We start from the raw sequence: 24,473 nt of genomic DNA, 5'->3' as shown, positions 1-24,473 counted from the left end.
CGTACCGCCCGGCCCGTCCCGGCCCCGCCGCTCAGCCCCGTACCGTCCGTTCCCGGGCCGGGCGGTGGCGCGGGAGCCAGAGCAGCATCAGCAGCAGCCCGGCCAGCAGGACGCAGCCCGCCGTGCGGAAGGCCAGCGCGTAGCCGGCGGTCAGCGCGGCCGGGTCCGTCGCGTCGCCGGTGCGGGCCGCGGCGACCGTGGAGAGCACCGCCAGGCCCAGCGCCCCGCCCATCGTCCGCGAGGTGTTGACCAGGCCCGAGACGAGGCCGGCCTCCCCCGGCGCGGCGCCCGACGTGGCCAGCGAGGCGAGCGGGGTGGAGGCGAGCCCGGCCCCGGCCATCATCAGCACACCGGGCAGGCAGACCGCGGTGAGGAAGGAGCCGTGCGCGGTCATCGTGGACTGCCAGCCGAAGCCCGCGGCGGCGACGGCGGTGCCCAGGAGCGCGAGGTTCTTCGCGCCGACGCGGGCCATCAGCCGGGGCGCGGCCTTGGAGCCGGCGACGACGGCCAGCGAGGACGGCATCAGGGCGAGCCCGGCCGCCAGCGCGCTGTAGCCCAGGACGTTCTGCGCGTACACCGTCATGAAGTACCACATGGCGAACGTGGCGGAGCCCATGACGAGCATGGCGACGTTCGCCGAGGCCACCGCCCGTGCCCCGAGCACCCGCAGCGGCATCAGGGGGCTCGCGGTGCGGGCCTCCACGAGGGTGAACAGGGCGAGCAGCACGGGCCCGCCGACCAGCGGGACCAGGGTCGCGGCGGCCGTCCACCCCACCGCCTCGGTCTGCACGATGCCGTACGCCGTTGCGGCGAGGCCCGCCGTGACGAGGACGGCGCCCAGCAGGTCGACGCGGCTGCGGCCCGCCGCGCGGCCCTCGGCGAGCCACAGCGCGGCACCGATCAGCACCAGCACCCCGATGGGCACGTTGATCAGCAGCACCCAGCGCCAGGACAGCGCGTCGGTGAGCACCCCGCCGACCAGTCCGCCGGCCGCGCCGCCGCCCGCGCCGACCGCCATCCAGGTGCCGATGGCCCGGGCGCGGGCGGGGCCCTCGGGGACGGCGGCGGTGAGCAGGGTGAGGGTGGCCGGGGCGAGGACGGCGGCGCCGAGGCCCTGCGCGGCGCGGGCGGCCAGCAGCTGCCAGCCCTCCTGGGCGAGCCCGCCGGCCAGCGAGGCGGCGGTGAACAGGCCGAGGCCGACGAGGAACATCAGCTTGCGGCCGTAGAGGTCGGCGGCCCGCCCGCCCAGCAGCATGAACCCGGCGAAGGCGATGGAGTACGCGTTGAGGACCCATTGCAGGCCGGTGGTGCTCAGCCCGAGGTCGGCGCGCATGGACGGGAGGGCGACGTTGACGACGGACACGTCGAGCACCACGAGGAACTGCCCGACGCATGCGGCGAGGACCACCGCCCAGGTGCGGGTCCCGGAGCGTTCGGTGGGCGGTGCGGGGGTGGTGACGTCAACCATGGGTGTCATACTCGCAGCCGCCGTGCACCCCGTACATCGGTTTCGGGTCCGGTCCCGCTCGGTCCGGCGGCGTAGGACCCGCACGCACACGCGGGTGCGGTGTGTGCGCCCGCGTGTGCGTGCGGCCGGTTCGCACCCCGTGCACCGGAATACGCCGTAGCCGAACAAGGTTCACCCTGCACAGACTTGGCGGTCGGCGCCGCCCGGCCCGGCCGCGCCACCGCCCGCACCACCCCTCACCGCCGCCCGGAGGCCGCCCGCATGTTACCGACGCCGCACGGCCGGGGGATCGTCCCCGTGCTCGCCTTCGCGGGGATCACCGTCGCCGTGATGCAGACCCTGCTCGTCCCCGTCTTCAAGGACCTGCCCGCCCTGCTGGACACCTCCCCGTCCGACGCGACCTGGGTGATGACCGCCACGCTGCTCGCCGGGGCCGTCGCCACCCCGATCATGGGGCGGCTCGGGGACCTGTACGGCAAGCGCGGGATGCTGCTGGCGAGCCTCGGCGTCATGGTCGTCGGCTCCCTCATATGCGCCTTCACCGACGACCTCGTGATCATGATCGTGGGCCGCTCGCTCCAGGGTTTCGCCATGGGCGCGATCCCGCTGGGCATCGGCATCATGCGCGACGAGCTGCCGCGCGAGAGGCTGGGCTCGGCGATGGCGCTGATGAGTTCGTCCATCGGGGTCGGTGGCGGGCTCGCGCTGCCGGGCGCCGCGCTCATCGCCCAGCACACCGACTGGCACGCTCTGTTCCTCACCTCCGCCGGGCTCGGCGCGCTGGCCATGGCGCTGACCCTGTACGCGGTCCCGGAGAGCACGCTGCGCGCACCCGGCCGCTTCGATCTCGTCGGCGCACTCGGCCTCTCGCTGGGTCTGGTGCTCCTGCTGCTGCCCGTCACCAAGGGCGGCGACTGGGGCTGGGGCTCCCCCCTCACGCTCGGGCTGCTCGCCGCCTCGCTGGTCGTGCTGGTGCTGTGGGGGCTGTTCGAGCTGCGCACCGAGGCGCCGCTGGTCGATCTGCGGACCACGGCCCGCCGCGAGGTGCTGCTGACCAACCTGGCGTCGATCATGATCGGCGTCGCCTTCTACGCCGTCTCCCTCGTCCTGCCCCAGCTGCTCCAGCTGCCGGCCTCCACCGGCTACGGCCTCGGCCGGTCGATGGTGGTCGCCGGGCTGTGCGTGGCCCCGCTGGGCCTGACGATGATGCTCGTCGCCCCGTTGTACGCGCGGATCTCCGCCCGCCGGGGCCCCAAGGTGTCGCTGATGCTCGGCCTGCTGGTGATCGCGATCGGTTACGGGGCCGGGCTCGGGCTGATGAGCGCCACCTGGCAGACCGTGCTGATCTCCGTCCTGCTCGGCGCCGGCATCGGGCTCGCCTACTCCTCGCTGCCCGCCCTGATCATCGGCGCCGTGGACGTCTCCGAGACCGGCGCCGCCAACGGTCTGAACACCCTGATGCGCTCCATCGGCACCTCGGTGTCCAGCGCGGTCATCGGCATGGTCCTGGCCCACACCTCGACCCGGATGGGCGCGGTCGAGGTGCCCACCATGAAGGGCTTCCGCATCTCGTTCCTCATCGCGACCTGTGCGGTGGTCGCCGGTCTCGTCCTCGCCTCGTTCCTGCCGTCCCGGCGCACGGCCACCGCGCCGGTCCTGCTCGCGAGCGCCGAGGGCGACGCGGCCGCCCGGCACACCGGCTCGCGCGACCGGGTGCCGGACGCGGCGGGGCGCCGGTCACCGGGGCCGACGTAGACCCCATCGGGCGGCGGGCCCCGGCTCGTCCGCCCCGCCGGTGCGTCCGGCCGGGGCGTACGGCACGATGGCGCCGTCCCGCACGTCGTCGCAGCACCGCCCACCAGGAGGAACACCGTGGCCGCCGAGCCCGAGCCGGAGATTCTCGCCGCCTTCCAGGCCGCCAAGGGCTTCATGCCGGTGGTCGAGGGGCTCGCCCTGTACGAGGCCGCGACCGCGGCCGCCGCGCTCGGCCTGCCGCTGCTGGAGGTCGGCACCTACTGCGGGCGCTCCACGATCCTGATCGCCGACGCGGCGCGGGCGGCCGGGGTGACCGCGCTCACCGTGGACCACCACCGGGGCAGCGAGGAGCAGCAGCCCGGCTGGGAGTACCACGACCCGACCGTGGTGGACCCGGAGGTGGGCCGGATGGACACCCTGCCCACCTTCCGCAGGACGCTGCACGCGGCGGGCCTGGAGGACCACGTGGTGGCGCTGGTGGGACGGTCACCGCAGGTGGCGGCGGTGTGGGCGGGCCCGCTCGGCTTCGTCTTCATCGACGGCGGCCACACCGACGAGCACGCGGCCGGCGACTACGAGGGCTGGGCGCCGCACGTCGTGGAGGGCGGGCTGCTGGTGATCCACGACGTGTTCCCGGACCCGGCGCACGGCGGCCAGGCCCCGTACCGGGTGTATCTGCGGGCGTTGGAGTCGGGGGCGTTCACGGAGGTCTCCGTCACGGACTCGCTGCGGGTGCTGCGCCGTACCGGTCCCGGCGTCTGAGGGCCGCCGCCGGGCGCGGCGGCCGGTCCGCGGACGGCCCGGACAGCGGCGGGCCCGGCCGGTAGCATCGCCGGGTGCGTCACGACGAGAGCCTTCCCGCCACCCCGCGCCGGCCGCTCCGGCTCGCCGCCGCCGCTGCCCTGCTGTGCCTGGGCCTGGCCGGCTGCGGCGACGGGGACGGCCCCGTGCGGGGGCAGGCCGGGCCGACTGCCACCGGGGCCGCCACGCCCGCGCCCTCCGCCCCGGCCCCGTCGTCGGCCCCGTCGTCGGCCGTGCCGACGCCGGTGAAGTCGCCGTCGAGGACCGCATCCCCCTCGGCGTCCGCGTCGAGGACCCCGGCCGCCCCCACCGGGCCGCTGTCCGGGAAGACGGTGGTCATCGACCCCGGCCACAACCCGACGAACCACCTGCACACCGCCGAGATCAACCGCCAGGTGGACATCGGCACCGGGCACAAGGCGTGCGACACCACCGGGACCGCCACCAACGGGGGTTACGCCGAGGCGGAGTTCACGCTGGACGTGGCGCACCGGCTGCGGAAGCTGCTGCGCGCCGAGGGCGCCGAGGTGGTCCTGACGTACGACCGCGACCGGGCGTTCGGGCCCTGTGTGGACGAGCGGGCGCGGATCGGCAACCGGGAGCACGCGGACGCGGTGGTCTCGATCCACGCGGACGGGTCGGCCGCGGGCAACCGGGGCTTCCATGTGATCCTCCCGGCGGCGGTGCGCGGCGGGGGCGCGGACACGTCGAAGATCGTCGAGCCCTCGCGCGACCTCGGGACCCGAATCGCGGGTCTGTTCGTACGCAGTACCGGAAGTTCTCCTTCCAATTATGTCGGCGGCAAAACCGGTTTGGACGTTCGCAAGGATCTCGGCGGACTTAATTTGTCGACCGTGCCCAAAGTGTTCATCGAATGCGGCAATATGCGTGATCCCAAGGATGCCGCCCTGCTCACCGACGCGGGTTGGCGCCAGAAGGCCGCCTGGGGCATCGCGGACGGGATCAGCAGCTACCTCAAGGGGTAGGCAAGGGGTGATTCTGCGATGAATTCGGGAGGATGTCCGCGCACCCGGCGGGCAGCAACGCGACCCGCACGAGCAGACGATACATTCACCCGTACGATGGGGAGCCGTTCCCGAGCTTCGAGCCGTGCCAGCCGCGTATCCGGCGGCGACGACGACCGCCCCCGACGAGACGACCGACTAAGGACCTTCACGTGAATATCCGCTCCCTCACTCGAGGCGATGGCGTGGTGATCGGAGCAGCGGTCGTGCTGTTCATCGCCTCGTTCCTCGACTACTTCGACTACGGAAGCAGCAACGTCGACGCCCCCAACTCCTGGGACTCCCTGGGCAACGGCATCGGCGTCTACATGGTCGGGGTGATCGGCGCAGCACTGATCGTGCTCTCCCGCTCGCAGCCCCAGCCGCGCAAGATCGTGGGTCTCGACCTCGCCCAGTTCGGCGTCGCCGCCACGGTCTTCACCGCGTGGAACATGTTCTGGACGATCATCGACCTCGGCCAGATCGACGCGGGCGCCGGCCTGATCCTCGGCTTCATCGCCTCGCTGGCGCTGGCCGCGGGCGCGGTCGCGTCGCCGCTGGTTCCGGCGCTCAAGGCCCCGCTCGCGGGCGCCCCGAACCCGCAGGCCGTGCAGCCGCCGTACGGCGCGCAGCCCGGCCAGGGCTACGGCTACCCCGGTGGTCCGCAGCCGGCGTTCGGCGGCCGGCAGGGCCAGCCGCAGCCGTACGGTGCGCAGCAGCCGGGTCAGCCCGACGCGCAGAAGGCTCCGGCGCCGCAGGCCCCGGCGGCCGGCGGGCAGTCCGGTGAGTTCACCGCGTTCTGGTTCGCGGTGCCGGTGGCCCGTCCGCTGTACAACGAGGACGGTTCGCAGGCCCCGATCGCCGAACTGGCGCCGGGCACCTGGTACCTCGCGGTCGAGCAGCGCGGTTCGGCGCTGATCGCCCAGACGCAGGACGGCCGTCGCGGCGTCCTCCAGGACACCTCGGGCATCCAGCGCGGCTGACACCCCCCGTCCGCTAACGGCAGTGGCCCCCGCCCTTTCCGGGCGGGGGCCGCTGCCGTTAGCGGTTCAGCCGGCCGCCCGTTCCGGGATCTGGCCCGTCCGGGTCCAGCGCAGCAGTTCACCGGCGGACCAGGTGGTGACCACGCGCTCCGGCGGTACGCCGCACTCCTCGGCGCGGGCACAGCCGTACGCCTGCCAGTCGAGCTGGCCCGGCGCGTGCGCGTCGGTGTCCACGGCGAACAGGGTGCCCGCCGCCACGGCCCGGCGCAGCAGCCGGCGGGGCGGGTCGAGCCGTTCGGGCCTGCTGTTGATCTCGACGGCGGTGCCCGCGTCGGCGCAGGCGGCGAAGACCTCGTCGGCGTCGAACGCGGATTCGGGGCGGCCCTTTCCGGTGACGAGGCGTCCGGTGCAGTGGCCGAGGACGTTCGCCTGCGGATGGCGTACGGCGGCGACCATCCGGCGGGTCATCGGGGCGGCGTCCATGCGGAGTTCGGAGTGGACGGACACGACGACGAGGTCCACCTGTTCCAGGAGGTCCATTTCCTGGTCGAGGGAACCGTCCCGGTGGATGTCGCACTCGATGCCGGTGAGCAGCCTGAACGGCGCCCAGCGCTCGTTGAGTGCGGCGACCTCGTCGAGTTGCCGGCGCAGCCGCTCGGGCGAGAGGCCGTCGGCGACGGTGAGGCGGGGCGAGTGGTCGGTGAGGACCGTCCAGTCGTGGCCCAGTTCCGCCGCCGCGCGGCCCATCTCCTCGATGGGGCTGCCGCCGTCCGACCAGTCGGAGTGCGTGTGGCAGTCGCCGCGCAGCAGCGACAGCAGGTGCTCGCCGCCCTGCGCGAGGGGCCCGGCGCTCGCCGCCTCGGACTCCAGCCGGTCCAGGTAGCCGGGGGTCTGCCCGGCCAGCGCCTCCCGGACGACCTGGGCGGTGCGGGGGCCGATGCCCTTGACCCGTTCCAGCGAGCCGTCCGCGACACGGCGGGCCGGCTCGCCGTCGTCCATCGCGGCGACGGTGCGTGCGGCGGTGCGGAACGCCTGGACGCGGTAGGTGACCGCCCTGCCGCGTTCCAGCAGGAAGGCGATCCGTTCCAGGGCCGTGACCGGGTCCATCGGCACCTCCGGGGCGGCCGGAACGGTTGGTCGGCCGCCCGTCCAGCTTGGCCCGGACCGGCCCGGCCCGCACACCGGGGGCCGGGCCGCGCGGCTCAGCCGAAGGTGGTGCGGGCCAGCCAGAAGTCCAGCAGCGCGGCGTCGCCCAGGACCTCCACCCGGTCGCTGTCGGGGGCGAGGCGGCGGTTGAAGACCAGCATCAGGTCGGTGAGCGGCCCGCGCAGTGCCACGTCCGCCTTCGCGTGCGCCCGCCGCCAGGTCACCCCGTCCTCGCCGATCTCGATCAGCCACTCGGCGTCGGGTACGTCGGTGGCGTGCAGGTGCAGGGAGCGCGCGGCCCCGCGCAGCTCGGCGACATCGCGGTCGCCGTCGGCCTGCGCGAAGACCACGATCTGCAGCCACTCGTCGATCGTGTCGGCGGCCAGCTCGGGCGTCATCGTGTAGGGGACGTTCGCGGTGAGGGCCGCGTCGGCGAGGTGGACGACGGTTTCGAGGGTCATGCGGCGCGCCCAGAAGCCGGCCCTCCGCTCCCAGGCCCAGGTCCACACCTCGGTGTCCGGCCCGGCCTCGCGCAGCGCGGCGGCTGTCCCGGCCGCCCCGGCGGCCAGCCAGGCGTCGAGGGTGGCGGGGTCGTCGTCGGCGGGGCTGCTGTCCGGCACCTTGTCCTCCGGCACCGCCTCGGCGGAGCGGGTGCGGACGATCTCACCGGCCCAGCGGTGGGCGCGGCCCACGTGCTCGGCGAGTTCGCGCAGGGTCCAGTCGGGGCAGGTCGGTACGGTCGCGGTGAGGTCGGCGCCCCGCAGTGCCGCTCTCAACTCCTCGGTCAGCCGGACGATTTCATCGCAGTAACGCTCGTGCGTCAGAAGACCCATGCCCGCACCCTAGTGCGACCGCACCCGGCTCCACATGCGGATATCCGGCCGCCGTGCGCCGTTCAGGCGCAGCAGTCCGGTTCCAGGCCGCTCGGCAGCCGGTCGCCGCCGAAGACGGCGGTCGTGGCCTCGTCGCCGCCGAGCGCCGCCACCGCGAGGAGCAGGGAACCGGCCGTCCAGGAGGTGTGCTCCTCGGGCCAGAACGCCTTGTCGCCCTCGAAGACGTAACCCGTCCAGTACAGGCCGCCTTCGGCCCGCAGGTGCTGGATGGACTGGAGGATCTCCAGCGCCCGGTCGGACTCGCCCATCACCCACAGGGCCAGGGCGAGTTCGCAGCTCTCGCCGCCGGTGACCCACGGGTTGGGCAGTACGCAGCGCACCCCGAGGTCCGGCACGACGAAGTCGTCCCAGCCCTCCTCGATGCGCTCCTTGGCCGCGGCCCCGGTGACGGCGCCGCCGAGGACCGGGTAGTACCAGTCCATCGAGTAGCGGCTCTTGTCGAGGAAGCGTTCGGGGTGGCTGCGGATGGCGTGGCCCAGGGCCCCGGTCGCCAGCTCCCAGTCGGGCTGGGGCTCCTCGCGGCGTTCGGCGAGGGCGAGGGCGCAGCGCAGGGCCTGGTGGATGGAGGAGGAGCCGGTGAGCAGCGCGTCCGTCACGGCCGTGCCGTCCGCCTCGCGCTTCCAGCCGATCTGGCCGCCGGGCTGCTGGAGGCGCAGCACGAACTCGACGGCGGCGTAGACCGTGGGCCACATGCGGTCCGCGAAGGCGTCGTCGCCGGTGGCGAGGTAGTGGTGCCAGACGCCGACGGCCACGTAGGCGCAGAAGTTGGTCTCGCGGCCCCGGTCGGTCGGCTGCCCGGGGTCGCCGTCGTGGTAGGCGGCGTACCAGGAGCCGTCGCCGTTCTGGTGGCGGGCCAGCCACTCGTAGGCGCGGGCCGCGGCGGTGTGCTCGCCGGCCGCGTCCAGGGCCATGGCGGCCTCGGTGTGGTCCCACGGGTCGAGGTGGTGGCCGCGGAACCAGGGGATGGCGCCGTCCGGGCGCTGGAGGGCGCGCAGTGCGGCGACGGTCTCGGCGGCCTGCTCGGCGGTGAGGACGCCGGGCAGGACGAGGTGTTCGGTCCGTTCGGGAAGGCTCACGCCTCGGCCCCGGCGACTGCGGCCTCCGCCGCGCTGACGGGGAGGTGCGGCTTGGTCGCGTAGGCCACGAAGCTCTTGCCGACGACCGGGTTGAGCAGCTGCTCGGCGACCCGGGTCAGGGCCGGCTTCTTCATGATGTCCCAGACCAGGAGCTTGTGGTACGCCTTCACCGGCAGCGCCTTGTCGTTGTCGACGCCGAACGCGCACTTGAGCCACCAGTAAGGGGCGTGCAGGGCGTGCGCGTGGTGGGTGCCGTACGGCTTGAGTCCGGCTCCGCGCATCTTGCCGAGCAGTTCGTCGGCCTTGTAGATGCGGATGTGCCCGCCCTCGACCTCGTGGTACGCGTCGGAGAGCGCCCAGCAGACCCTCTCGGGGCCGTAGCGCGGGACGGTGACGGCGATCCGGCCGCCGGGCCGCAGGACGCGGACCATCTCGGCGAGCACGCCCTTGTCGTCGGGGATGTGCTCCATGACCTCGGAGATGATGACGACGTCGAAGGACTCGTCGGGGAAGGGCAGGTTCAGCGCGTCGCCCTCCATCGCGGTGGCGGTGGCGCCCTCGGGGGCCTCCCCGGCCTCCTTCATCGCGGCGAACCACTTCGCGACCTCGCGGATCTCCTCACCGTTGCGGTCGAGGGCCACCACCCGGGCGCCGCGCCGGTAGCACTCGAAGGCGTGGCGTCCGGCGCCGCACCCCAGGTCGAGCACGCGGTCGCCGGCGGCGAGCGGGAAGCGGGTGAAGTCCACGGTCAGCACGAATGCCTGCTTTCGCGGTCGGGGGTGGAGGCGGGAGCGGTCGGGGGCGGGGTCAGGGGCGGGTCGGGGTCATCGCCGGCCGCCGGGGCCGGTGGCGGCGCGGGCGGCGATGGCCTGCCGGTAGAGGTCGACGGTGCCGATCGCGGCCTGCTTCCAGGTGAACCGGGCGAGCACCCGGGCGCGTCCGGCGGCCCCGAGCCGGGCGCGCAGCTCCGCGTCGCCGAGCAGCCGGCCCAGCGCGTCGGCGAGGGCGCCGGCGTCGCCGGGCGGGACCGCGAGGCAGGTTTCGCCGTCGGGGCCGGTGACCTCCGGGATGGCGCCGCCGGTGGTGGCGACGAGCGGGGTGCCGGTGGCCATGGCCTCGGCGGCGGGCAGCGAGAAGCCCTCGTACAGGGAGGGGACGCAGGCGATCTGGGCGCCGCGCACCAGGTCGACCAGCTCGGTGTCGCTGATGCCCTTGACGAACTCGACGGCGTCCGCGAGGCCGTGCCGTTCGATGGCGCGGGCGACGGGCCCGTCCTCGGCGCGCTTGCCGACGACGACGAGGTGGGCGGCGGGGTTACCGGTCCGCAGCTTGGCGAGGGCCTCCACGAGGTGGACAAGGCCCTTGAGCGGAACGTCGGCGCTGGAGGTGGTGACGATCCGGCCGGGGACCTCGGCGACCGCGGGGTCGGGCGACCACAGATCGGTGTCGGCGCCGATGTGGACGACCCGGATGCGGCGCGGGTCCACGCCGAGGTGCTCCACGATCTCCTGCTTGGAGGAGCCGGAGACGGTGAGCACGGAGGGCAGCCGCCGGGCGACCCGCTTCTGCATGCGGGTGAACGCGTACCAGCGACGTACGGAGGCGCGGCGGCGCCGGGTCGTGGCGGCGGCCAGGTCGAGCTGCCGGTCGACGGTGATGGGGTGGTGGATCGTGGTGACGAGGGGGGCGCCGAGGTCGGCGAGGAGCCCGTAGCCCAGGGTCTGGTTGTCGTGGACGACATCGAACTCGCCGCGCCGGGCGGCGAGGTGGCGCCGGGCCCGCAGGCTGAAGGTGAGCGGTTCGGGGAAGCCGCCGGTCCACATCGTGGCGACCTCGGCGGCGTCGATCCAGTCCCGGTACTCGTCGCGCCCGGGGGTGCGGAACGGGTCGGGCTGCCGGTAGAGGTCGAGGCTGGGGAGTTCGGTGAGCGGGACGCCCTCGTCGAGCACCGGGTAGGGCTGGGCGCCGATGACCTCGACGCTGTGGCCGAGGCGGGCGAGTTCCCGGGCGAGGTGGCGTACGTAGACGCCCTGGCCGCCGCAGAAGGGGTTGCCCTTGTAGGTGAGGAGCGCGATGCGCAGCGGCCGGTCGCCGGGGTCCGTGCCCGACGCGGCGACGCCCGTACGGGGACCCGACTCCACGGCCTCAGCGGTCACACTCGGCCCCCTTCTCACTGCTCTGTTCGCCGGAGCGTAACCGCCGTGGCTAATCTAGAACAAGTTTCAGACTGGATGGTTCAATGGACTACGAATCTACCGGTCGGTAGCGTCGGTGCAACGGCCGGATCAGGTGATTCACGCCACGGCACACGCCCCGGCTGCGGGATGGGACACATGACAGCGGAAGCCCGGCCGGTATCGCCGCCCCTGACGGAACGCCAGGAGGCCCGGCGCCGCCGCATCCTCCGGGCCACCGCCGCCCTGGCCGGCGAGGGCGGCTTCGAGGCCGTCCAGATGCGCGAGGTCGCGGTGGCCGCCGAGGTCGCCCTCGGCACCCTGTACCGGTACTTCCCGTCCAAGGTGCACCTCCTCGTCGCCACGCTGCGGGACCGGCTGCAGCGGCTGCGCACCGATCTGCGCGACCACCCGCCGGCCGGGGACGACCCGGCGGCGCGGGTGGCGGGCACCCTGCTGCGGGCCTTCGGCGCGCTGCGGCGCGAACCGCAGCTCGCGGACGCGATGGTGCGCGCGCTGACGTTCGCGGACCGGGGCGTGCGCCCCGAGGTGGACGCCGTTTCGCGGCTCACCACCGCGATCATCCTGGACGCCATGGACACCGGCCACCCGACGCCGCGGCAGCTCTGCGCCGTGCGGGTGATCGAGCACACCTGGCACTCGGCGCTGATCGCCTGGCTGTCCGGCCGGGCCTCCGCCGCGCAGGTGCGCGCCGACATCGAGACGGCCTGCCGGCTGATCGGCCCGCCGGCCCCCGACGTGGGATGCCGGTGACTTTCACCCGCTCTGGTCTGGATCGTCCGGTTGATGGGTGTGCTGCCGGTCCGGCGCCACAGCTTCTCGTACTTGCCGACGCACGGCACTGGGGCCGCAAGAAGGCGGCAGCGGGGCCCCTCTGATCGCTGGGCTCAGCGGGCACTCGGTGTTCTGGATCCTCGCGACGAGCCGCGGGGTTGTGCGGGCGCAGGTGGGCGCGCTCGACGCGATGCGCGGGCGGGCCGTGCTGTCGTCTCGCGTGATGTCGTAGCTGGTCGGGTCGGTGAAGACCAGCACGTCCAGCCGCCGCGTGCGGTCCTTCGCCCGGGCGAGCCGGGCGGCGACCTCGGCGACGGCCCGCTCGTCGGCCCGATGCAGCGCGGACCAGATGTCCTTAACCAGCCCGTCTCGTCACTGTTCAGGGTGAAGTACTCCGGCGCGGTGGACTGGCCCAGTGGAAGCGCGGCAGCAGCCGAGGCTATGTCAGGGCGGGTGTTTCCGCCGTGTCGCCGCACGCGGTGGATGTGACGAGCGGCTGTCGGGCGGGGCATCCTGAGCGGTATGGATTTTCAGCCGGTTGAGCGCGCCTCGGAGGCGTTCCAACAGTCAGTGACCGCCCAGGAGATTGCGGAGATCTGCCGCCGGGCCTTCGGCCCCGAGGCTGTGCCTGTCTCCGCGGTCGAGCTGGGCACGGGGATGTACAACAACGTCTACTGCGTGGCCCTGGCCGGGCGGGCGGAGCCGGTGATCCTGCGGGTCGCGCCGGAGGAGGGCCGCCAGTTCCGCAGCGAGCGCCACCTGATGCGGAACGAGTACGCGGCCCAGCCCTGGCTGGCGGTGATCGCGCCGCTGATGCCGCGGGTCCTGGCCGCGGACTGGTCGCACGAGGTGATCGGCCGGGACTGGATGATCCAGACGTGCCTGGACGGCGTTCCGGCGCCGGAGCGGTTGGGGGCGTATCCGCGTACGCAGTGGTCGGCGTTCTTCGGGCAGATGGGTGCCATCGCCCGTTCCGTGCATCACGTGCGCGGTCCGCACTTCGGGCCCGTCGGCGGTCCGGGACACGGGACGTGGAGCGAGGCAGTGATCGCGTCGCTGGAGGAGATCGCCGCAGACCTGGACGGTGCCGGTCTGGACGCGGGTGACGTACGGAAGGTCGCCGCGGTGGCCGCGCACGGGCGGGCCGCGCTCGACGAGGTCACCGAGCCGAGGCTGCTGACCGGCGATCTGTGGACCGTCAACGCCCTGTTGGACCCGAAGGCTCCCGAACCGGTGATCACCGGAGTGCTGGATTTCGACCGTGCGTGGTTCGGTGACCCGGCGGCCGACTGGACCATTCGCATGGCGACAGCCAAGCAGGACGAGCGGACCGCGTTCTGGGAGACCTACGGCGCTGTGGACCGCTCGCCCGCCGCTGTGTGGCGCGCGGGGATCTACGAGGCCCGGCACCTGGCCGCGATCCGGCTTGAGCGGCACCGGCTGGGCAAGGCGGACGCGGTCCGCGAGAGTTACGACACGCTGGCCGGAGTGCTTGCCGCTCTGGCCTGACCGGTTGGTGTGCAGATTCAGATCCGCCGTCCGGCGGAGGTTGTACCGATGCTCTGGGCGGCCCGTAGTTCGGTGACGAACAGATCGTGTGTCCGGGTATAGGCGCGCAGGTCGATGTCGTGTGGCAGCGCGGGTGGGCTGGACAGCAGGAGGGTGCCCGCTGCGACGAGGAAGGTGCGGATCGTCGCGTCGGCGCCTCGCTTTCTGCGGGGGGCCTGGTAGAGGAGGTAGGCGGCCTGGAGCCATGCGGTCAGCGTGTCGGCCGGGGTGGTGTGGTCGCGGGCGAGCAGGGTCATGGCGTGGTGGAAGACCGCGTGGCGTTCTGTTTCCGGTGCGCTGGCGGTATAGATCAGATGTCCGCTGGTGGCGATACGGGACGTGTCCCCGCCTCGTGCTGAGATCCGGCCGGCCATTTCGGCCGCGGCCCGGTGGGCGGCGGCACCGCGCAGGAGCCGCGTCCCGTCCACGGTGCGGCCGTCGGGCAGGGAGACGCTGTTGCATACGACGTCAACGCCCGGCGACGGGGGAAATCTCACGGCGGCGAGCGCCTCGAACCGTCGCATCGTCCGGCTGGCCGGGGTGTCGGTGCCCCCCTGGTAGGTGCGGGTCGCTGGATCCCACGTCGCGCCGTCCCGGAAGCGGGCGTGGTCACCGACGCGAAAGAGGTTGGGGCTGTCGTCGGTGATGGGAGTCCGGAACCGGTCTGCCCACGTGGGGCTGTACCGGCCGGTGTTGTGCGGGCTGGAGGCCGCTGCCCTGTACCGCCAGTCCTCCGTCGCCTCGAACGCGGCGATGAAGGCCGCGACCCGGGCCCGCGTGTCGGGGGCCGGGCGGAGAGCGGCGGCCAGGGACCGGGCCAGGAAGCGCGCCGCCCCGGCTTGCTGGCCGGCGAAGGCCCGGACCGTCTGCTGGGCGACCGGGTCGTTGGTGCGCAGGAGGAGGGCAGGGGCGGGGAAGCAGGCCGCTGTGATCGCCGGACCGGCCCCGGATTCGTGCGCCTCCCGTGTGGCGGGCCCGCTCATCGGCCGCTCATCGGCCGGTCCTGGCCGAGCGGCCGGGGACCGGTCCCGGTTCGCCGTGGTGTGGTTCGACTTCGATGCGGATCCTCCGTAGTTGCGCGTCGGCCCGCTCCTCGACCTCGGCAGCGTCCAGACCGGTGACCACGAACGATCCGAGCCGGTGGCCGTTGGCTCCCGGTTCGTGGACGGTGCTCCCGATCGCTGCCCGCCGACGGACGAACGGCACGCCCGGCCCCGTCGCCGGGAATCCGGAGAGCGAGGTCAGCCGTCCGGCGCGCGGGCTGGTCACGAATCGTACGGTCGCATACCTGCGGGTGGTGGGGGCGAGTGCGGCCGGGCGGCCGAGGGCGATGTCGAGCAGAGCCGCCCACACGTCGATGCCCAGGGCGTGCTGGATCAGGACGCCGATCTGCCCGGCGGCGAGGCGGGCGCCGAGTTCGATGACCGTGCACCGCCCGTCCTCGCCGACGATGACCTCGGTGTGCGAGGCACCATGCCGGATTCCGGCCGCCCGGATGGCCGCCTCCGTCTCCCGGTAGACGGCCGCCTCGACGGCCGGTGGCAGGCAGACGGGGAGGCTGTGACCGGTCTCGACTCTCTTCGGGCCGCCGGTCACCTGCTTCCGGGTCACGGCGAGGTGCGTCGTGGTGCCGTCTTGTGTAAGGGACTCGATGCTGTACTCCGTCCCTGCGGCGTATGCCTGGACCAGGATGCGCGGGTCACCGCCGCTTTCGTACATGCCGACCGCCGCGCGGGCGGTGTCGGCGGCCTCGGCCGCACCGGCCGGGCCGGTCACCACCGTGACGCCGGCGGAACCCGCCGCGGACGGCGGCTTGACGACACACGGGAAGCCGACCCGTGGGTCTGCCAGCGCGGCCCGCAGCCCGGCCTCGTCGCGGACGAGGACCGTGTACGGGGTGCGCACCCCGGCCATGGTGAACGTCTCGGCCATGGCGGCCTTGTCCCGGGCCGCCCGCGCGGAGGCGGGGTCGTTGCCGGGCAGCCCCAGTTCGGCGCAGAGATGCGCGGTGAGGCCGGTCAGGTATTCGTTGACGGTGAGCACGGCGCCGACACCGTGGCGGCGGGCGTACGCGGCGATCTCGTCGAGGGCCCGGCCGGGCCGGTCGAAGTCGGTGACGACCCGCCCGGCCAGAAGGCCCCTCAGCTCCGGACCGTAGCCCGTGTACGCCGCGGCGGTGGTCGCGGCGTGGACCTGGTGCCCGCGGGCGGCGGCTGCCGTGGCGAGGAAACCTGCCTCGGGGCCGGCCGCGTCCAGTAGCAGCACACCCGGGAGGGTCACGACAGGTAGTCCTCGAAGCCGCCGGTGCGGTGGGTGTCCAGAGTGAAGCAGTGGAACCCGCCCCCGAACAGGCGCCGATGCCGGTGCCGGACGGGCACCACGCCGAAGCCCTCGGCCTCCAGCAGCTTGGCCAGGCCGGTGCACTCCTGGTTGACCAGAACCGTGCGCTCGTCAACCGAGAGCACGTTGAGGTCGATGTAGGGGCTGGTGAGGACCAAGTCCTCGTAGTCGTCGTAGACCGGGAACGCGCCCTCATCCGGCTCCGGCGGCACGATGTAGCGCCACGAGCGCAGCGGTTCGGGCATCAGGTCCCGGATGCCGTCGTGCCGGGCCAGGAACACCCCAGGCTTCAGGGCGAGGACCATGCTGTCGATGTGGTTGTCCGCCATCCGCCACACCCGGTGGACGCGGTACTCGTGGCCGAGGTGCCTCTGAAGCCACTCGGCGCCACGGGCGTGGTTCTCCTGGGCGACGTTGACGACCAGGTCCCGGCCCAGCCTCAGCACCTGCGCGCCGTCCAGCATGATCTCCACGCCGACGTCGTACGGGCTGGGCTGCGGGTCGTCGATGGCCTCGGTCGGCCCGCCCAGGGTGGTCGCGGTGTCCCGCGCGTAGGACAGGTCGAACGACGTGTCGGTGAGGGTGGGGCGGGGCATCGTGGTCCACCGCGCGCCGGCCTCCCAGTAGCGGGTGAAGACGGGGGCGAGCAGGCGGGTCTCCAGGTAGCGGGAGCGGATCGCGGGCGGCGTCTCGATGATCTCGTCGCCGAGGATCAGCGTGTTGTCGCGGATGTTCAGCGCCGGGGTCGGGGCGGCCTCCCAGCCCAGGCCCGCGATGACCTTCGCGTCGGGAGGCAGCGGCAGCGGACGGTGCACGGCGACCCCGAGCCCGGCGAGGACGGCGGCCAGGGCCTCCACGTCCTCGTGCAGCTCCTCGGCGTACCGCTCCTTGATGGCCCAGCTCTCCCGGTGGCCGGCCGACGTCCGGGTCAGGCGCGGATAGGCCCAGTCCGACCGGAAGCCTTTCAGGTTCTCGTGGTGGAACAGCTCGAAGCTGACGTCGCGGTCGTGTCCCACGTAGTTGGCGGCGGACCCGACGATGACCTCCTTGAGCGGGGTGAAGTCGTCGTGACTGTTCAGGCGGGCCATGGGCGTTCCTCTTCTCTCGGGGTGTGCGGGCGGGGTCAGGAGGCGCGGGGCGCGGCGGCCACGTGCCGGTCGGCGAGGGAGCGGCCGCGGCGGACCCGCAGGGTCAGACCGTTGCTGTCGGGCTGGAGGGTGCGCTGCTCGCTCCAGCCGGAGAACCGGAACTCCCCGGTGCCGCCGGCCGGGACGAGCGCGAAGGTGCGCCCGGCGACCGTCAGGGCGAGGACACCATCGGCATGGTCGATGCGGGCGGGGATGAGGGAGCCGTCCAGCGGGGCGGGTGAGTCGAAGTCCGCGAACCCGGACGGCAGCAGCGCCTCGTACGGCAGCTCGCCGGGCCAGGCGGGAGCCTCGGCCGAGCCGGTGCGGTTGAACAGGACCTCGCCGTGGGCGAGGAGGTGCTGCCAGGCGTCCGGGAACCAGGCCGCGAGATCGGCGGTGAGCAGGGCGTCGATCACGGCGTGGACGCGGGTCACCGTCTGGCTGGTGTTGCGTACCAGGTGCTCGCGGGAGAAGTCGCCGTACCAGCAGGTGCCCGGCTGCCAGCAGTGTTCGACGCCGTCCAGGACGAGCACGGCGCCCGGGTCGGTGACGACGGGGATGTGCAGGCGCACGATGCCCCGGTCCAGCCGGTACTTGGGGTCGCGGTGCGGGTCCGAGGCGGCGCCGGGCCCCAGCGCCATCAGCCGTACCGCGTTGAGCGGGGAGGGGACCGAGTTCAGGATCTCGCCGAGGTAGGGCAGTTGGTCGAGCCAGTGCGTCGGCGCGAACGGCTGGGGCCCGGGGCCGCCCGGGTCGGAGCGTTCCGGGTCGCCGCCGAGGCTGCGCAGGGGCAGGACCCGCCAGTCGATCGCGGCGGGCAGGCCGACCTGCCCGCCGTGGGTGTGGGTGCGCTGCACGTTCCAGGTGTGGGTGGTGACGGCCTTGAGTTCGGCGGCCAGTCGGTCGGAGTCGAAGACGGGGGAGAGCTGGGCGGCCTCGGTGGCCGCGGTGAGCGAGGTGGTGGTCATGGGCGAGGCTCCCGGTCAGGAGGAGAAGGACACGGCGCCGGTGCCGATGTGCTGGCTGGCGTCGTAGGTGCCGGCGGGCACGGCCGCGAACCGTGCGTCGAGCCGGTCGAACGCGGCTGTGTGGCCTTCGGCGGGGTCGTAGGCGAGGCAGAACACGAACTGCACCGGCTCCCCGGGGGCGAGGGGGATGGCGGGCATCGACACGATCACCCCGGTCCGGGTGGCCGGGTCGTACGCCAGGCCCAGCTCGTCGAGCGCGGCGAGGAACTCGGAGAACGAGGGCACCGCCCAGGTGGGCGGGACGTGGTATTCGACCACCTGCCGGGCCGGGGCGGCGGCGACGTCGACGATGCCGTGGGCGATCGACTGGTAGATGTGCAACGACCCGGAGACCTGCGCGTTGACCTCGGTGAACACCACAGACCCATCGGGCAGGACCAGGGCGTCCGCGCTCAGGTGCCCGCGGTAGCCGAACGCCCGGTACGCCTCGGCAAGGCGGGCCCCGCCGTCCAGCAGCGCCGCCCGCACCGGCTCGGTGACCCCGTCCAGCGGCACAACCTGGTGGCTCAGACGCCGCCCGACATACAGCAGGCGGCCCGTCTCGGTGGCCCGGGTGCCCCCGTCCGCGGCGTAGTGCTCGGAGTACACGGCGTCGGCGCCGGGCGCGAACTCCTCGATGACGACCGGCCACCGGTCGTTCCCGCTCGCCCACGGCCACCGCTCGCCCCAGTACGCGGCGACGCCGTCCGGGCCTGGGGCCAGATGGTGCAGGTGCCGGGCCCCGACATGGTCCACCGCCATCCCCGGGTCGCGTACGAGCAGCTGGTTGCCGACCCCGGCCCCGTTGTGGGCCTGCTTGACCACGACGGCCCCCGATGCGGAGCACTCCAACAGCGCGCCGGTCGCTTCGGTCGCTTCGGCGCGGCTGCGGCAGACCCGGCCCGGCAGGATCGGCACCCCGGCCGCCGCCGCCAGGGCCCGGAAGTTCGCCTTGCTGTTGCCGATCTCCCCGCCGCCCTGCCCGAAGAAGGCCGCGCCCGGGAAGCGGTCGGCCACGCCCAGGGCCTCGGCGAGCCGTGCCACGGCGGCCGACGGCCACAGCGCGAACACCTCGCTAACCGGGCCGGCCCCGGCCGGACCGAGCGCGGCCCGCACCTGCTCCACGAACGCGGGCACCGTCAGGGAGGCGAGATCGAGCAGCCTCTCGCCCCACGCTCCGGCCGGTGCGGTCAGCACGGTCAGCTCCTCGCGCTTCACGCCGGTATGGGCCAGGGCGTGGTCGACGAACGCCGTGTCCGGCTCGCAGCACAGGATGAGCAGGTCACCGGGGCGGCCGAACCACAGCAGGCGCTGCGTCCAGGCCCGCATGTCGCCGCGCTCGCGGATGGACGGATCAATGTGGTTGCCGATGAGGATGCGCATGGCGGACTCCTGAAGACGTGGACGGACGGGCAGCGCGCGCCGATCGCCGTGGTGCGGGGGCGTGCTCAGAGGAGGAGGACAGCGGGCAGCGTGTCGAAGGCCCGCATGGTCGCCGTCCGGCGCCGTACGCCGTCGCCGGCAGCGGCCAGCCGGGCCGGGTGGTTGTTCAGGGCCGCGACCAGGGCGCGCAGCCCGGCTTGGGCGACGGTCGTCCCGATGCAGGAGTGCGGCCCCCACCCGTAGCCGAGGTGGCGGTTCGGGGTGCGATTCAGCACCAGTTCGTCCGGCCGCGTGAAGGCGGCCGGGTCTCGGTTGGCCGCCGCGAACAGCGGGACGACCTTCTGCCCCGGCGCGATGTCGACGCCGCCGATCCGGCAGGAGCGCACCGCCGTGCGGGTGGTGCCCTGCACCGGGCCGTCGAAGCGCACCAGCTCATCCACCCCCGTGGCCAGCAGTGCCCGGTCCCGCATCCGGTCCAGGGCTCCCGGGTGAGTGAGGAGGGTGTTGACGGCGTTGCCGATGGCAGCCGCCATCGTGCTGTAGCCGCCCTGGAACATCACCCGCGCCGTGTTCTTCACATACAGCCCGGTCCGCGCGTCGGAGCCGGGCGCCGTGGCCTGCCGTACCCGGGCCAGCAGGCCGGGGCGGGACGAGGCTTCGAACCAGGAGTCGACCAGGCCGCTCAGCTGCTGGCGGGCGACACGGCCCGGTTCGACGAGCGCGGGGTTGAGGCCGCCGTCCATGCTCCGCATGATCACGTCCGACACCGCGGCGAACTCCCCGTACGGCGGAGGCTCGACACCCAGCAGATCCGCGACGACCGCCACGGACAGCGGCACCGCGATCTCGGCCATCACGTCGAACAGGCCCCCGCCGGCCAGCCGGTCGAGCCGCTCGCCCACCAGGAGGCGGGCACGGTCCTCGACCCCGGTCAGGTCCTGGGCCCGCAGCGCGGTCATGAACAGGGAGCGCACCGCGTTCTGCTGCGGCGGGTCGAGCGTCTGCACGCTCAAGGACGGCTCCGGCACCTCGCCCCCGGTACGCCGCGGGTCGCGGGCGAACGTCTCGTGGTCGCGCAGCACCCGCACGCTGTCCGCGTACCTGGCCAGAGCCCACGAATCCATGCCCGCGTGCCAGAACACCGGTGCGTGCTCACGCAGTTCGGCCAGTACCGGGTAGGGGTCGTGCAGGATCTCCGCGTCCAAGGGGTCGTAGCGGTCGGTCACAGACGGCATCACGGGTCCATACCTTCCGGGGGCGGGAAGGGCGGGCCCGCCTCATCGGGCGGGCCCGCCCCGGATTTCTCGGGCTCAGTGGTCGTACGACATGGCAGTCCCTCCCTGTGCGTCGGTGACGGCGGGCGTACGGCAACGGTGAATCCCCGGGCCGGCCCTCGCCCGGCGGACGGGACAGACACAGCCCGGCGGGCGGACAAGGCCACAGGGAACAGTCGTCGCCGCACTCCGCCCGGTCACACGGGGTGCCGGGCGGAACACGACCAGTACAGCGGCCGCCGGTCGCGGTGCACAGAGGAATTCCCTATCCCCGCCCTATCCCCGGTCTCCTTGAACAGCTCCCCCGGCCGGGGAGCGGGTGGTGCAATGGGCGGGTGGACGACGAGATCCGCCACCCCCTCGCGCACGCCAGGAACGAGCGCGGGTGGTCGCAGGAGGAACTGGCCCGTCGTATCCGGCAGGCCGCAGCGCGTCGTGGCCTGCGCTCGGGCACCCGGGGGTCACGAGTCTCCAAGTGGGAGACCGGCCGCGCCGACCCCGACGAGGACGAGTCCCAGCCGCTCATCGCCGAGGTCCTCGGCATCGACTACGCGGCCGTCGCCCATCTCGGCTGGCCCCACTGGCTCCCGGGCCAGGACAGCCCGCTGCCGCTTGGCCCGCTCAACGCCGTCCCCTCACTCCGAGAGGCCCTGATGTCCTCCCTGGACCGCCGGTCGTTCATCGCCTACACCAGCGGCTCGCTGGCCGTTCTCGCCCACCAGTGGGCCGTCACCGAGCCCGGCCGGTTCGCACGGATCACCGCACCCGGCGAAGTCGACGCCGAGATGCTCGACTGGCTGGAGGTCACCGGGACGGCGCTGATCCGCCTCGCCACCGAACGCAGACGCCGCACCCGCCATCTGCTGGGCGCGCACCTCACCACCGTCACCGAGTTCATCGGCGAGTCCCGCTACACCGCCGCCGCCGGACAGCGGCCGCATACCCTGGCCGCCTCGCTCTCCCAGGCCATCGCCTGGCAGCACTTCGACGAACGCCGTCACGCCTCCGCCGGCCGCTTCTGGCATGCCGCCCTCCACAACGCCCACGTCAGTCACCAGCGTGACCTCGGCGCGGGCGTCCTCTCCGACCTCGCGTACCAACTGCTGTGGCTGGGGGACGCCCGCGCTGCGGCCGACATCCTCGAACACGCCATCCCCCGCACCCAGCACCCGCCTGGTGCTCGTGGATGTCCACCGCAGACCTCGCAGCCGACAGTGGCCGTTGTCTCGCAGATCTCGGCCAGCGGCGCCAGGCCCACCAGCTAATGGACGAGGGCATCACTCTGCTGACCGCCACCCGCTCCAAGACCAAATCCGTGTTCCTGACCTACCAGGCCGAGACCTACCTCCGAGACGGCGAACCGGAGATCGCCGCGGCGACCGCTACCCGTTCCCTCGATCTGGCCAGCCGGATCGATGCGCCCAGGTGCGTGACGATGGTGCGCGACCTCGAACCGGAACTGTCGCGATACGCACACACAGCTAGTGTCGGCGAACTCCTCGAACGGCTCCGAGCCGTCGGCTGAAGCCTTGCTACCAGCCGCCCCTGCGTTACAAAGCCCGAACAGACAGACCACCAACGCACCCGCCGCACACTGAACCTCTTCCAACCTGACGGGTGGTTGGACCGGCAGCCCCGGCGGCGGGCATGAAGAATGCCCCTGGTGAACGGGTTCACGACCAAGATCACCAGCCTGCCAGAAGGCTTTCGCGTGCTTGTCCACCCTTCCGGCATCAATCTGTCCAGCCCCCCTGCGCCCGCAACGGGACCCCCAACGGGCGGTGAAGTGCGCGGGCGGGTGGGTCAGCGGGGCCCCTCGTGGTCTGCGGCGAGGTGGCGGCGGCGCAGTACGCGGCAGTCCGTTTCGCGGCTGCCGTCTCCCTCCGCGCGGGCCACGGCCTCCTCCAGGTCGAACTGTTCGCACGTACGGCAGCCCTCGGCCGCCTCCCGGTCCGGCTGGGCGGCGCTCATGCGACCTCACCCCGGCTCCGGGCGTTCTCCCGCGCGGTCCGCGCCGCCAGACGCTCGGCCGGCGTGGCCTCCCGCGTGTGCTCGGGGCGCACCTCCCACTCCGTACCACCCCGGGGAGCCCGGAGCATCCAGTAGGGGCCCACGACCCCCCGGAACTCACCGACCAAGGGCTGCTCCCAGCGGGCGACATCCACGACGATCGCCCCCACAACGGGAGTTGGGGGATTCGGGGCGTTCTGCCCGGTCTGTTCGGTACCAGCGCACACGAGATGTCCCTCTCCGTAGCCATTCCACTACCAAGCGGGTTCAGCGTGGCCTAGAGTCGCCATGTCATCAACTTACGGAAACTGACAGACAAGTTGGACGACCGATGGTGAACCGGAAGGAACTTGACCCCGAGCAGTCGCCGCGCGCAGCCTTCGGCGCACTGCTTCGCAGGTTGCGAGAGGAACGCGGTTGGACGCAGGAGGAGCTCGCCGCTCGGATGGGCTGCTCAGGTGCGCACATTTCCGCCGTGGAAACTGGTAGACGGGCACCAACTCAACGCTTTGCGGCAAGTGCTGACAGGGCGTTGGGAACTGGTGACCGCCTCCGCCGCAAGAGCCGTTCAGCGCAGCACCGATCGCTGCTCGAAGGGTTCCCGGAGTACGTCGACCACGAGGCACGCGCAGTGGAGATCCGCCTCTACGAGGTCGGCGTCATACCAGGGCTGTTGCAGACCCACGACTACGCGTCCGCTCTGGGCGACAGCACCGTGAAACGAGGGATCGCCACTCGCGAGCACGCAGACGAACGAGTCGCCCTGATCACTCAGCGGCAGGCAACCCTTGAGCGCGCGCCAGCACCGTTGATCTTCGTGGTGCTCGATGAGAGCTGCTTGCTCCGGCCAGTCGGGAACAGCGCACTGATGGACGCACAGTTCGAGCGCCTGATCGAGTTCTCCGAACTGCCGAACACCGTTCTCCAGGTCGCCCCGTTCAGTATCGGCGTCCACCGTCCGATGACGCTGCCGGTGACGGTGCTCACAATGCCGGACCGGTCGCTCGTCTCGTATGCAGAGTCGGCCAATCGAGGGCATCTTGAGCGAGACAACGACTCCGTCGTACCCATCCTGACGGACTACCATCAACTCCAGGCCGAAGCGTTGCCGCGCGCCGCATCCGTGGCCATGATCAGCAAGTTACGAAAGGGCACCCAGTGACGACCGAACCCCCTATTTGGTACACATCCTCGTACAGCGAGAACGGCGGCCAGTGCGTTCAGGTCGCCACCAACCTCGCCCCCGCCACCGGCACCGTCCCCGTCCGGGACTCCAAGGTCCCGAGCGGCCCCGCCCTCGGCCTCCGTGCCGACGCGTACACCGCCTTCGTGACGGGTATCAAGGACGGCGGGTTCGACACCACCGTCTGAGCCACCCCCTACGAAGGGAAGCCCCGTGGCCACCGAAACGCCCCGCTGGTACACCTCCTCGTACAGCAACAACGGCGGCGCCTGCGTCCAAGTCGCCACCAACCTCGTGGCCACCACCGGCACCGTGCCCGTCCGGGACTCCAAGAACCCGGACGGGCCCACCCTCGCCCTGCCCGCCGACGCGTACGCGGCCTTCGTGGCCGGGGCCAAGCGGGGCGGGGTCGGCCTGAGCCCGGCCTGACCGTGCGACCGGGCCCGCCCGGTAGAGTGTGCGAGTCGTCATCATGCTCGTTCAGGGGGAAGCCGGTGCAAATCCGG

The 24,473-nt window shown here is 72.8% G+C and carries 24 protein-coding genes; 11 read left to right on the top strand and 13 right to left on the bottom strand.

Going from position 1 to position 24,473, the window contains the following annotated elements; all coding sequences use genetic code 11:
* Positions 1-31 precede the first annotated feature (31 nt).
* Entirely contained in the window at positions 32-1,477 is a 1,446-nt protein-coding gene (locus DNK56_RS08720; protein WP_199563813.1) for an MFS transporter, read from the bottom strand.
* Positions 1,478-1,729: 252 nt separating this feature from the next.
* Here DNK56_RS08720 and DNK56_RS08715 point away from each other — a divergent pair, with 252 nt between their 5' ends.
* From DNK56_RS08715 to DNK56_RS08700, 4 genes are all read left to right on the top strand, one after another.
* Positions 1,730-3,223, top strand: coding sequence for an MFS transporter (locus tag DNK56_RS08715; RefSeq protein ID WP_111335603.1), 1,494 nt, complete (start codon positions 1,730-1,732; stop codon positions 3,221-3,223).
* A 117-nt stretch (positions 3,224-3,340) separates the two neighbouring features.
* Entirely contained in the window at positions 3,341-3,985 is a 645-nt protein-coding gene (locus DNK56_RS08710; RefSeq protein WP_111332101.1) for a class I SAM-dependent methyltransferase, read from the top strand.
* Positions 3,986-4,059: 74 nt separating this feature from the next.
* Complete coding sequence (locus tag DNK56_RS08705; RefSeq protein ID WP_111332099.1) at positions 4,060-5,010, top strand: N-acetylmuramoyl-L-alanine amidase; 951 nt, start codon at positions 4,060-4,062, stop codon at positions 5,008-5,010.
* A gap of 224 nt (positions 5,011-5,234) precedes the next feature.
* The gene (locus DNK56_RS08700) at positions 5,235-6,011 is read left to right on the top strand and encodes a DUF5336 domain-containing protein (protein ID WP_111332097.1); all 777 of its coding nucleotides are present in this window, start codon (positions 5,235-5,237) and stop codon (positions 6,009-6,011) included.
* Positions 6,012-6,077: 66 nt separating this feature from the next.
* Here the strand turns inward: DNK56_RS08700 and DNK56_RS08695 are convergent, their stop codons facing one another.
* The 5 genes from DNK56_RS08695 to DNK56_RS08675 all read right to left on the bottom strand — a co-directional run bounded on the left by DNK56_RS08695 (position 6,078) and on the right by DNK56_RS08675 (position 11,282).
* Entirely contained in the window at positions 6,078-7,118 is a 1,041-nt protein-coding gene (locus tag DNK56_RS08695) for a PHP domain-containing protein (protein ID WP_111332095.1), read from the bottom strand.
* 95 nt (positions 7,119-7,213) lie between these two features.
* Entirely contained in the window at positions 7,214-7,990 is a 777-nt protein-coding gene (locus DNK56_RS08690; protein ID WP_111332093.1) for a maleylpyruvate isomerase family mycothiol-dependent enzyme, read from the bottom strand.
* 62 nt (positions 7,991-8,052) lie between these two features.
* Positions 8,053-9,126, bottom strand: coding sequence for a prenyltransferase/squalene oxidase repeat-containing protein (locus DNK56_RS08685; protein ID WP_111332091.1), 1,074 nt, complete (start codon positions 9,124-9,126; stop codon positions 8,053-8,055).
* Positions 9,123-9,881, bottom strand: coding sequence for a class I SAM-dependent methyltransferase (locus tag DNK56_RS08680; protein ID WP_111332089.1), 759 nt, complete (start codon positions 9,879-9,881; stop codon positions 9,123-9,125). The genes DNK56_RS08685 and DNK56_RS08680 overlap by 4 nt, the downstream gene beginning before the upstream one ends.
* 69 nt (positions 9,882-9,950) lie before the next feature.
* A complete protein-coding gene (locus tag DNK56_RS08675) occupies positions 9,951-11,282 on the bottom strand; it encodes a glycosyltransferase family 4 protein (protein WP_111332087.1) in 1,332 nt (443 codons plus the stop codon).
* Positions 11,283-11,459: 177 nt separating this feature from the next.
* Between DNK56_RS08675 and DNK56_RS08670 the strand changes: the two genes are divergently transcribed.
* Both DNK56_RS08670 and DNK56_RS08665 read left to right on the top strand, forming a co-directional pair.
* Positions 11,460-12,074: a TetR family transcriptional regulator gene (locus DNK56_RS08670; RefSeq protein ID WP_111332085.1), complete on the top strand. Its 615-nt coding sequence runs from the start codon at positions 11,460-11,462 to the stop codon at positions 12,072-12,074.
* 543 nt (positions 12,075-12,617) lie between these two features.
* Complete coding sequence (locus DNK56_RS08665; protein WP_111332083.1) at positions 12,618-13,604, top strand: phosphotransferase family protein; 987 nt, start codon at positions 12,618-12,620, stop codon at positions 13,602-13,604.
* 17 nt (positions 13,605-13,621) lie between these two features.
* Here DNK56_RS08665 and DNK56_RS08660 read toward each other — a convergent pair whose 3' ends face one another.
* From DNK56_RS08660 to DNK56_RS08635, 6 genes are all read right to left on the bottom strand, one after another.
* Positions 13,622-14,626 (bottom strand): hypothetical protein, encoded by a 1,005-nt coding sequence (locus DNK56_RS08660; protein WP_111332081.1) that lies wholly within the window; start codon positions 14,624-14,626, stop codon positions 13,622-13,624.
* Between the two features lie 7 nt (positions 14,627-14,633).
* Positions 14,634-15,923: an ATP-grasp domain-containing protein gene (locus DNK56_RS08655; RefSeq protein ID WP_111332079.1), complete on the bottom strand. Its 1,290-nt coding sequence runs from the start codon at positions 15,921-15,923 to the stop codon at positions 14,634-14,636.
* Positions 15,920-17,071: a glycine amidinotransferase gene (locus DNK56_RS08650; protein ID WP_111332077.1), complete on the bottom strand. Its 1,152-nt coding sequence runs from the start codon at positions 17,069-17,071 to the stop codon at positions 15,920-15,922. Before DNK56_RS08650 ends, DNK56_RS08655 begins: the two co-directional genes overlap by 4 nt.
* 35 nt (positions 17,072-17,106) lie before the next feature.
* Positions 17,107-18,078 (bottom strand): aspartyl/asparaginyl beta-hydroxylase domain-containing protein, encoded by a 972-nt coding sequence (locus DNK56_RS08645; protein WP_111332075.1) that lies wholly within the window; start codon positions 18,076-18,078, stop codon positions 17,107-17,109.
* Positions 18,079-18,093: 15 nt separating this feature from the next.
* The gene (locus DNK56_RS08640; protein ID WP_111332073.1) at positions 18,094-19,500 is read right to left on the bottom strand and encodes a preATP grasp domain-containing protein; all 1,407 of its coding nucleotides are present in this window, start codon (positions 19,498-19,500) and stop codon (positions 18,094-18,096) included.
* 65 nt (positions 19,501-19,565) lie between these two features.
* Positions 19,566-20,735, bottom strand: coding sequence for a cytochrome P450 (locus DNK56_RS08635; protein WP_111332071.1), 1,170 nt, complete (start codon positions 20,733-20,735; stop codon positions 19,566-19,568).
* A gap of 374 nt (positions 20,736-21,109) precedes the next feature.
* Between DNK56_RS08635 and DNK56_RS08630 the strand changes: the two genes are divergently transcribed.
* Positions 21,110-22,039, top strand: coding sequence for a helix-turn-helix domain-containing protein (locus tag DNK56_RS08630; RefSeq protein WP_158558536.1), 930 nt, complete (start codon positions 21,110-21,112; stop codon positions 22,037-22,039).
* Positions 22,039-22,299 carry a hypothetical protein gene (locus DNK56_RS08625; RefSeq protein ID WP_111332067.1) on the top strand — a complete coding sequence of 87 codons (261 nt, stop codon included), beginning with the start codon at positions 22,039-22,041 and terminating at the stop codon, positions 22,297-22,299. The genes DNK56_RS08630 and DNK56_RS08625 overlap by 1 nt, the downstream gene beginning before the upstream one ends.
* A 278-nt stretch (positions 22,300-22,577) precedes the next feature.
* On the opposite strand, the gene DNK56_RS35265 is transcribed toward DNK56_RS08625, so the two are convergent.
* The gene (locus tag DNK56_RS35265) at positions 22,578-22,745 is read right to left on the bottom strand and encodes a hypothetical protein (RefSeq protein WP_199563815.1); all 168 of its coding nucleotides are present in this window, start codon (positions 22,743-22,745) and stop codon (positions 22,578-22,580) included.
* A 370-nt stretch (positions 22,746-23,115) separates the two neighbouring features.
* Here DNK56_RS35265 and DNK56_RS08615 point away from each other — a divergent pair, with 370 nt between their 5' ends.
* From DNK56_RS08615 to DNK56_RS08605, 3 genes are read left to right on the top strand one after another with little or no spacing between them, the layout of a single operon-like run.
* Complete coding sequence (locus tag DNK56_RS08615) at positions 23,116-23,946, top strand: helix-turn-helix domain-containing protein (RefSeq protein WP_111332063.1); 831 nt, start codon at positions 23,116-23,118, stop codon at positions 23,944-23,946.
* Positions 23,943-24,155, top strand: coding sequence for a DUF397 domain-containing protein (locus tag DNK56_RS08610; RefSeq protein WP_111332061.1), 213 nt, complete (start codon positions 23,943-23,945; stop codon positions 24,153-24,155). Before DNK56_RS08615 ends, DNK56_RS08610 begins: the two co-directional genes overlap by 4 nt.
* A 25-nt stretch (positions 24,156-24,180) precedes the next feature.
* On the top strand, positions 24,181-24,396 hold the full coding sequence (locus DNK56_RS08605; protein WP_111332059.1) for a DUF397 domain-containing protein: 216 nt from the start codon (positions 24,181-24,183) through the stop codon (positions 24,394-24,396).
* Positions 24,397-24,473: the final 77 nt, after the last annotated feature.

This window comes from Streptomyces sp. AC1-42W (genome assembly GCF_003248355.1).
Classification (GTDB): domain Bacteria; phylum Actinomycetota; class Actinomycetes; order Streptomycetales; family Streptomycetaceae; genus Streptomyces.
This window is presented reverse-complemented; position numbering and strand designations above follow the sequence as displayed.

What these genes read in the sequence shown, in the direction of transcription:
- DNK56_RS08625 (WP_111332067.1), top strand. Translation starts at nt 22,039, where the DNA reads ATGGACGAGGGCATCACTCTGCTGACCGCCACCCGCTCCAAGACCAAA.
- DNK56_RS08660 (WP_111332081.1), bottom strand. Translation starts at nt 14,626, where the DNA reads ATGAGCGGGCCCGCCACACGGGAGGCGCACGAATCCGGGGCCGGTCCG.
- DNK56_RS08640 (WP_111332073.1), bottom strand. Translation starts at nt 19,500, where the DNA reads ATGCGCATCCTCATCGGCAACCACATTGATCCGTCCATCCGCGAGCGC.
- DNK56_RS08715 (WP_111335603.1), top strand. Translation starts at nt 1,730, where the DNA reads ATGTTACCGACGCCGCACGGCCGGGGGATCGTCCCCGTGCTCGCCTTC.
- DNK56_RS08670 (WP_111332085.1), top strand. Translation starts at nt 11,460, where the DNA reads ATGACAGCGGAAGCCCGGCCGGTATCGCCGCCCCTGACGGAACGCCAG.
- DNK56_RS08650 (WP_111332077.1), bottom strand. Translation starts at nt 17,071, where the DNA reads ATGGCCCGCCTGAACAGTCACGACGACTTCACCCCGCTCAAGGAGGTC.
- DNK56_RS08615 (WP_111332063.1), top strand. Translation starts at nt 23,116, where the DNA reads ATGGTGAACCGGAAGGAACTTGACCCCGAGCAGTCGCCGCGCGCAGCC.
- DNK56_RS08665 (WP_111332083.1), top strand. Translation starts at nt 12,618, where the DNA reads ATGGATTTTCAGCCGGTTGAGCGCGCCTCGGAGGCGTTCCAACAGTCA.
- DNK56_RS08690 (WP_111332093.1), bottom strand. Translation starts at nt 7,990, where the DNA reads ATGGGTCTTCTGACGCACGAGCGTTACTGCGATGAAATCGTCCGGCTG.
- DNK56_RS08635 (WP_111332071.1), bottom strand. Translation starts at nt 20,735, where the DNA reads ATGCCGTCTGTGACCGACCGCTACGACCCCTTGGACGCGGAGATCCTG.
- DNK56_RS08645 (WP_111332075.1), bottom strand. Translation starts at nt 18,078, where the DNA reads ATGACCACCACCTCGCTCACCGCGGCCACCGAGGCCGCCCAGCTCTCC.
- DNK56_RS08695 (WP_111332095.1), bottom strand. Translation starts at nt 7,118, where the DNA reads ATGGACCCGGTCACGGCCCTGGAACGGATCGCCTTCCTGCTGGAACGC.
- DNK56_RS08720 (WP_199563813.1), bottom strand. Translation starts at nt 1,477, where the DNA reads ATGACACCCATGGTTGACGTCACCACCCCCGCACCGCCCACCGAACGC.
- DNK56_RS35265 (WP_199563815.1), bottom strand. Translation starts at nt 22,745, where the DNA reads ATGAGCGCCGCCCAGCCGGACCGGGAGGCGGCCGAGGGCTGCCGTACG.